The sequence below is a fragment of the Kitasatospora sp. NPDC058965 genome (assembly GCF_042741245.1).
Taxonomy (GTDB): domain Bacteria; phylum Actinomycetota; class Actinomycetes; order Streptomycetales; family Streptomycetaceae; genus Kitasatospora.
The window spans coordinates 1-6,538 of record NZ_JBHYKG010000407.1 but is presented as its reverse complement, the minus strand read 5'-3'; the positions used below and the strand labels follow the sequence as shown (position 1 = coordinate 6,538).

The 6,538-nt window shown below is 75.1% G+C and carries 8 protein-coding genes; 2 read left to right on the top strand and 6 right to left on the bottom strand.

Features of this window, described 5'->3' with window-relative positions:
• Positions 1-38 precede the first annotated feature (38 nt).
• Together ACFW1A_RS37065 and ACFW1A_RS37060 are read right to left on the bottom strand one after the other, a co-directional pair.
• The gene (locus tag ACFW1A_RS37065) at positions 39-1,319 is read right to left on the bottom strand and encodes a hypothetical protein (RefSeq protein WP_380417431.1); all 1,281 of its coding nucleotides are present in this window, start codon (positions 1,317-1,319) and stop codon (positions 39-41) included.
• A gap of 57 nt (positions 1,320-1,376) precedes the next feature.
• Complete coding sequence (locus ACFW1A_RS37060; protein WP_380417429.1) at positions 1,377-1,913, bottom strand: SigE family RNA polymerase sigma factor; 537 nt, start codon at positions 1,911-1,913, stop codon at positions 1,377-1,379.
• 99 nt (positions 1,914-2,012) lie between these two features.
• Between ACFW1A_RS37060 and ACFW1A_RS37055 the strand changes: the two genes are divergently transcribed.
• On the top strand, positions 2,013-2,240 hold the full coding sequence (locus ACFW1A_RS37055) for a hypothetical protein (RefSeq protein ID WP_380417427.1): 228 nt from the start codon (positions 2,013-2,015) through the stop codon (positions 2,238-2,240).
• A 3-nt stretch (positions 2,241-2,243) separates the two neighbouring features.
• Positions 2,244-2,621 (top strand): toxin Doc, encoded by a 378-nt coding sequence (locus tag ACFW1A_RS37050; RefSeq protein WP_380417425.1) that lies wholly within the window; start codon positions 2,244-2,246, stop codon positions 2,619-2,621.
• Positions 2,622-2,636: 15 nt separating this feature from the next.
• Here ACFW1A_RS37050 and ACFW1A_RS37045 read toward each other — a convergent pair whose 3' ends face one another.
• The 4 genes from ACFW1A_RS37045 to ACFW1A_RS37030 form a co-directional block, all read right to left on the bottom strand.
• Positions 2,637-3,290, bottom strand: a complete 654-nt coding sequence (locus ACFW1A_RS37045; RefSeq protein ID WP_380417423.1) for a Pr6Pr family membrane protein — start codon at positions 3,288-3,290, stop codon at positions 2,637-2,639.
• Between the two features lie 129 nt (positions 3,291-3,419).
• The gene (locus tag ACFW1A_RS37040) at positions 3,420-4,145 is read right to left on the bottom strand and encodes a response regulator (RefSeq protein ID WP_380417421.1); all 726 of its coding nucleotides are present in this window, start codon (positions 4,143-4,145) and stop codon (positions 3,420-3,422) included.
• Positions 4,142-5,386 carry a sensor histidine kinase gene (locus tag ACFW1A_RS37035; RefSeq protein WP_380417419.1) on the bottom strand — a complete coding sequence of 415 codons (1,245 nt, stop codon included), beginning with the start codon at positions 5,384-5,386 and terminating at the stop codon, positions 4,142-4,144. Before ACFW1A_RS37035 ends, ACFW1A_RS37040 begins: the two co-directional genes overlap by 4 nt.
• A 96-nt stretch (positions 5,387-5,482) precedes the next feature.
• The gene (locus ACFW1A_RS37030) at positions 5,483-6,214 is read right to left on the bottom strand and encodes an EI24 domain-containing protein (RefSeq protein ID WP_380417417.1); all 732 of its coding nucleotides are present in this window, start codon (positions 6,212-6,214) and stop codon (positions 5,483-5,485) included.
• Positions 6,215-6,538 lie beyond the last annotated feature (324 nt).

Sequence of the window (6,538 nt, the reverse complement as noted above, 5' to 3'; positions counted from 1 at the left end):
GTGGGGACGAACCACCGGCCCGGCCCCGCCCGTCCGCGTCACTTCGCCGGGCCGTGCCAGGTCGGGCTGAGCGCGATCGCCTTGAGCTGGTCCACCGTCAGGGTCGGCATGGCGCGGGTCACCGAGCCCTTGTAGTCGGTGCTGTTGAAGCTCTCCACCCGCACCAGCAGGTGGTCCGGCCGCAGCACCGAGACCTCGCTGTGCACCACGTTCGGGTAGCCGGTGAACTCCGGCTGCCGGTCGGTGGTCGTCACCTTGGTGCCGTCCGCCAGGGTGGTGCCGCCGGTGAACTCGTCCGCGATGTCGCCGCCGGTGTACTGGCTCTTCTGGTAGACGCTCCAGTCCTCGACGTTCACCCGCACCAGGCTCCTGCCGTGCCCGTCGTCCACCAGGAAGGTGGCGAAGGAGTCCTCGCCGCCCGGCTGCAGCTCGGTCAACCCGGCCGGCAGCAGCGGCGCCGCGGTCTGCAGCAGCTGCTGCAGCGGCACGGGCAGCCAGGTGTGCGCCATCGGGTCGAGCGCCACCGGGTCGCTGTGCACGCCGGTGGTGACGGTCTGCCAGACCGGCTTCCGGGCCAGCTCGGCCAGCCAGGACAGGCTCGTCGGCGGTTCCGGGCGGGTCACCTCCGGCTTCCTGCCGGTGTTGGAGGCGGCGGCGGTGACCACCACCCCGTCCGCGCGCTGCAGGTCGACCGACCAGTCGGTCGCGTCGTGCCCCGCCAGCGAGGAGCTGCTGGAGACGGTGCGCAGGTAGCTGCCGTCGGGCAGCTGGGTGCGGGTGCAGGAGTGGTCGGGGGACGGCGGCGTGGTGGTGCAGGCCAGCGCGTGCTGGCCGAGGTCGAACGGGGCCGGGTAGGCGTGGACGTTGATCGACACCGACCCGCTGCCCCGGTCGTCGGTGACGGTGTACTGGGCGAACGGGCCGTCCACCTTGAGCGTGGGATCCTTGACCGCGCCCTCGCCGACGCCGTCGGAGAGCTCGGTCCCGGCCGGGAACTGCTGCTTGAGCAGGTCGAGCATCTGCTCGGCGGTGACCGGGTCGGTGAGCTTGGCGGGCGCGGGCGGGGCGGTCGCCGGGGCGGCCGTCACGGTCGCGGCGGCCGCGACCTGCCGGGCCGGGGGAGCGGCGCGCCACTGGGCGGCCAGCACGCCGCCGCCGGCCACCAGGGCCACGGCGGCGGTGCTGGCCAGCACGGCGCGGCGCACCTTCTTGCGCCGCCCGCGCTGCTGCGCGCCGGCGGCCAGTCGGTCGGACACCGGCACCGGGGAGGCGAAGGCCGCCGCCCGCAGGGCATCCGTGAGGTCGTCCTCAAAGGGCATGGGGGAACACCGTTTCCAGGATCGGTGGAACAGGATCGGGATCGGGGGGCGCCGCGCTCAGCAGCGCGCGGTCTCCTCGGCGAAGGAGTCGCCGAGGAGCGTGCGCATCCGGCCCAGCGCGCGGTGGCTGCGGGAACGGACGGCGGTCGCGCTCAACTGGAGGTCGGCGGCGGTCTGTTCAACACTGCGGTCCTCCCAGAACCGCAGTACCAGGACCGCCCGGTCCGGCGGCGAGAGCTGCCGCAGGGCGTCGAGGAGGGTCACGCGCAGGGCCGAGTCGCGGTCCGAGACCGCGAGTTCGGGGAACTCCTCGGTCACCTTCTCGCTGCTGCTGCGCCGCCGGCGCAGCGACAGGAACGTGTTGGCCAGGACGGTCTGGGCGTAGCCGGCCGGGTTCTCCAGCCGGGACAGCCGGCGCCAGCGCACGTACATCCGGCTCAGCGCCTCCTGGACCAGGTCCTCGGCCAGGTGGGAGTCGCCACCGGTGAGCAGGTAGGCCGTACGGAAGAGCGGGCCGCTGCGGGCCTCGGCGAACTCCAGGAAGTCCAGGGGGCCCGGCGGCGCGGCCGGCTCGATCGTCGGTGACTCGTCCATGCCTCGGTAACGTCGTGGGCGGACGGTCGTGTTGCAGGGTCGGGACAGGTTTTTCGGAGCCCCTGCCCGGCCCGGTACCGCTCCGGTACCCTGAGCCGCATGCCGGCTCTCAACATCGAGTACACCGAGGCGGAACTGGCCGCGATCCGGGAAGCGGCGGCCGCCGACGGAAAGACCGTCAAGGCGTACGTGCACGATCTGAGCGTGCGTGAGCAGCAGCGCCGTACCTTCGTGAACCACGCGGTGGCGTTCTGGAACGAGCACCTGGAGGAGTTCGACGCCGCGTTCCCCGAGGACGCGCCGACCGACAAGCGCAGCGCGGCCTGACCCATGACGACCATGCTGCATGTCGACATCCGGTGGTTGCTGGACGTCCAGGAGCAGGCCTCGCCGGAGGACCTGAGCGTGCGGGACTACTCCGCACTGCAGGCCGCGGTGGCCCGGCACCGGGTGAACACCGCCCAGTTGGGGCACGACGCCGACGCGGCCTGGTGCGCGGCCGCGCTGATGCACACGATCGTGCTGCTGCGGCCGCTGCCGGTGCGCAACAACCTGTACGCCTGCATGGCCACGGCGGCCTACATGCACGCCGCCAAGGAGGGCATCGACCCGCCGTACGGCGCCCTGGTCGAACTGGCCCGCGACGTGGCGGAGACCAAGGCCGACGTGTTCGCCGCGGCGGACCGGATCCGCGGCTGGCGGATCTAGCGGATCTAGCGGATCCTAGGCGGTCTCCGCCGCCGGGGCGCCGCTCCGGCGGAGCCTGGTGCCGAGCCGGTCCAGGCCCACCACCAGGGCGGCGAGCACGACGAACTCCACCGTCAGCTGGGCGATCTGCAGCCAGACGTAACCGTAGCCGTGTCCGGTGGGGTCGAAGAAGAAGTACGGGTACTTGTTCTCGAAGTGCGGGAAGAGCGCCGCGCGGGCCATGGTCACCGCCGCGTAGCCGAGCGGGAAGCTCAGCCAGAGCGGGATGTCCTTCCAGGCCGAGGCGTTGCGCGGGCGCAGCAGCAGCCAGTCCAGCAGCACCATGACCGGCGTGGTGTAGTGCAGGAAGAAGGAGGACCAGTTCTGCAGCCGGTCCGGACCGCCGGTCAGCCCGGGCAGCGGGTTGGCCCCGTGGTTGAGCAGGATGTGCGCCACCAGGCCGGTGATCAGGATGTACAGCGTGGCCGCCCCGCGCAGCCGGGGTGCGGGCGCCTCCACCGTGCCGCGGCGGACCATCCAGTACACGGCCCCCGCGAAGGTGCCGAGCACGATCACGTTGCTCTCGACGGTGAAGTACACCAGCGAGCCGGTACCCAGGACCAGCCCGAGCCCGGCGGAGAGGACGATGGCCAGGCGCCACCACAGGGCGGGGCGGATCCAGACGTTCATGGGGTCACCAGCTGTTTCGAGTCGTGCGGATCGCCGTACTCTACCCGCGAGTAGCGGGCCCGGGCAGCCCCCGGCCGGGTCGGGGGCGGCGGGTCGGGCCCGGACCCGGACCCCCGAGTTCCGCCCCGTTCAGCCGGGGACGACGAATCCGGACTCGTAGGCCGTGATCACCGCCTGGGTCCGGTCCCGGGCCCCCAGCTTGCCCAGCACGCTCGCCACGTGCGTCTTCACCGTCTCCGGGCTGACCACCAGCTGCTCGGCGATCTCCCCGTTCGACAGCCCGCCGGCCATCAGCCGCAGCACCTGGCGCTCCCGCTCGGTGAGCCGGTCCAGCGGCCCGCGCGCCCGTGGCGCGGCGGCGGTCGGTGTCCGGCCGGTGGCCAGTGCGCGGATCGCCGCCGGGTAGAGCAGCGAGTCGCCGCGCCCGACCAGCCGGACCGCCTGCACCACCTCCTCGGCCCGGGCCCGCTTGAGCAGGAAGCCGGCCGCCCCGGCGCGCAGTGCCTGGTAGACGTAGTCGTCGTGCTCGAAGGTGGTCACCACCAGCACCCGGGGCGGGGTGGCGAGCGCCGCGGCGTGCAGCAGCTCGGTGGCGCGGATCCCGTCCACCCGCGGCATCCGCACGTCCATCAGCACCACGTCCGGCGCCGTCTCCCGCACCAGCGGGAGCACCTCGCTCCCGTCGGCGGCCTCGCCGACCACGGTGAGGTCCGGCTCGGCGTCCAGGACCACGCGCAGGCCCGTCCGGACCAGGCGTTCGTCGTCGGCGACGAGGACCCGCAGCGGTGGGGCGGTCCCGGGTGCGGTCGTGCTGGGTGCTGTCGTGCTGGGCGCGGTCGTGCCGGGCCCGTTCACGCCGCCGCCACCGGGAGCCAGACCGCCAGGCGCCAGCCCGTCCCGTCCGCCGTGCGCCCGCTCTCGCAGCCGCCGCGCAGTGCGGCGGTCCGCTCCGCGACGCCGCGCAGGCCGCGGCCGCCGCCCGGACGGCTCGGGCGGTCCGCCCCGATCGGATTGGTCAGTTCCATCTGCAGCCGTCCTCCGGTCAGTTCCAGCCGCAGCTCGGCCGGCACCGGGCCGGCGTGCCGCAGCACATTGGTCAGGCCCTCCTGCACGATCCGGTACGCCTCCCGCGAGACCGGCACCGGGAGCTCCGCCAGGCCCGGACCGGCGTGCGTGCGCACCTGGACGCCGGCCAGTCCGAGCTGACGGACCAGCAGCCCGAGCGCGGCGAGCGTCGGCCCGCCGCCGCGCGGCCGGGTGTCCTCGCCGTCCTCGCGCAGCACCCCGAGCACCGTGTCCAACTCGGCCACCGCCCCCCGGGCCAGCTCCTCGATCGCGGCCAGCGCCTCGGCCGCGAAGTCCGGGTCGCGGCGCAGCACCCGGCGGGCGGCGGCGGCCTGGATCGAGACGGCGCTCAGCGCGTGGCCCACCGAGTCGTGCAGTTCGCGGGCCAGCCGGTTGCGCTGCGCCAGCACCAGGGTGCGCCGCTCGGCGGCCGCCAGCCGCTCGGCCGGGGTGGGCCCGAGCAGCCGCGGGGCGCACCGGGCCAGCAGCGCGCCGGCGCCCGCACTGGCCAGCACCAGCAGCAGGAGCACGGCGGACCCGACGAGCGGGCCGAGCAGCGGGCGGTCGCCGACGAAGGCGCGCAGCACCACCCGGCCCGGTCCGCCGACCCCGTGCACCGGGGCGGCCGCCACCACCAGCGCCATCGGCGGCAGGCCCAGCGACATGCCGCTGACCAGTCCGCCGAGGGCCAGGTGCAGGGTGAACCAGTGCGCGGTGCGGCGGCGGGCCGCCCACCCGTGCGCCGGGGCGCCGGCCAGCTCGCCCCCCGGCAGGGCGGCCAGGGTCCGCGCGGCGGCGGCGCTGAGCGCGCGCACCGGGGGGAGCAGGGCGACCACCCAGGCCATCGGCAGGGCGAGGGCGTAGGCGCCGAGCTGGGCGTAGAGCGCGCCGGGGCTGTCGTTGAGCGTGCGGCGGTCGAGCAGCAGGCTCACCAGCACCTGGGCGAGCAGCCAGAACGGCATCAGCAGGGCGCCGCCGAGGACCAGGTGCACCCATCGCGTCCGTGCCGTGCGGCCCACCAGTGCGTGCATGGGCCCGACTCTACGGTGCGGGTGCTGACTGATCATCAGCCTTTCGGCCTGCCCGGCCGTCACCGCCTCCCCCGCCCGGGGGAGGCGGACCGTCCGTCAGTGCGCGGTCGCGTACTGCGGGTGCGCCTCGCGGTCCTTCGTCGCCAGCAGCGCCGCACCCGCCACCGCCCCCGGCATCAGCACCACGGTCGCCAGCGGCACCAGGAAGGCCAGCACCAGCGGCGCCCCGAACCCGACGGCCAGCGCCCGCCGCCCGCGCAGCCGCTCGGCCGGCGGCACCCCGTGCAGCTCGTACGCGACGGTGGTCAGCTCCACCGTCAGGAAGTAGCCCGAGACCAGCACCCCCAGCACCGAGGCCAGCACCGGCCCGACCACCGGCACCAGGCCGAGCAGGAAGAGCCCGATCCCGCAGCCGGCCGCCCGCAGGCCCACCTTGAGCCCGGCGACCAGGGAGTCGAGGACGCCGATCTCCGGCGCACCGGGCGGCGGCGGGGCCACCTCGCGCACCAGCCGCTCGTAGAAGGGCTGGCCGATCGCCAGCGTCAGCCCCGTGAACGCCACCACGCCGAGCAGCAGCCCGCCGGCGGCGAGCAGCGTGGTCAGCAGGTCGCGGAAGGCGCGCTGCCAGCCGGCCGACCAGTGCGCGGCGAACGGGGTGGCCCAGTCGACCAGGTCGCCCAGCCACCAGAAGAAGGCCGCGAGCGCCGCCCCGATCAGCACCAGCGCGAGCAGGGCGGGCACCATCCCGAACACCCACCAGCGCGGGTGGCGCGCCACCCACCGCTGCCCCCGCCAGAGTCCCGCCACGCCCGCCACCAGGTCCGTCATGGCGGTCAGAGTAGTGGACCGTGTTCCGTCTGCTCCTGCCCCGGTGGGCGGTGCCCCGCTCGCGCCGGCCGGCCCCTCGCTCCCCGGGGCCCGGCCCCCGTGGCCCGCCCGGCGATCCCCGTGCGCCTGCCCCGGCGACGTCCGTGCGCCTGCCCCGGCGACGCCCGTGCGCCTGCCCCGGCGACGCCCGCCGCGCCGGCCCCGCCCGCCGCACCGGCCGGCCGCATCCGGCTGCCGCGCCCGGCCCCGCCCGTTCGCCGGCCCCGCCGAATCCCACCGATCCTTGACCGCGCCGCCCTTGTTACTGGCGAGTCACCGGCATAC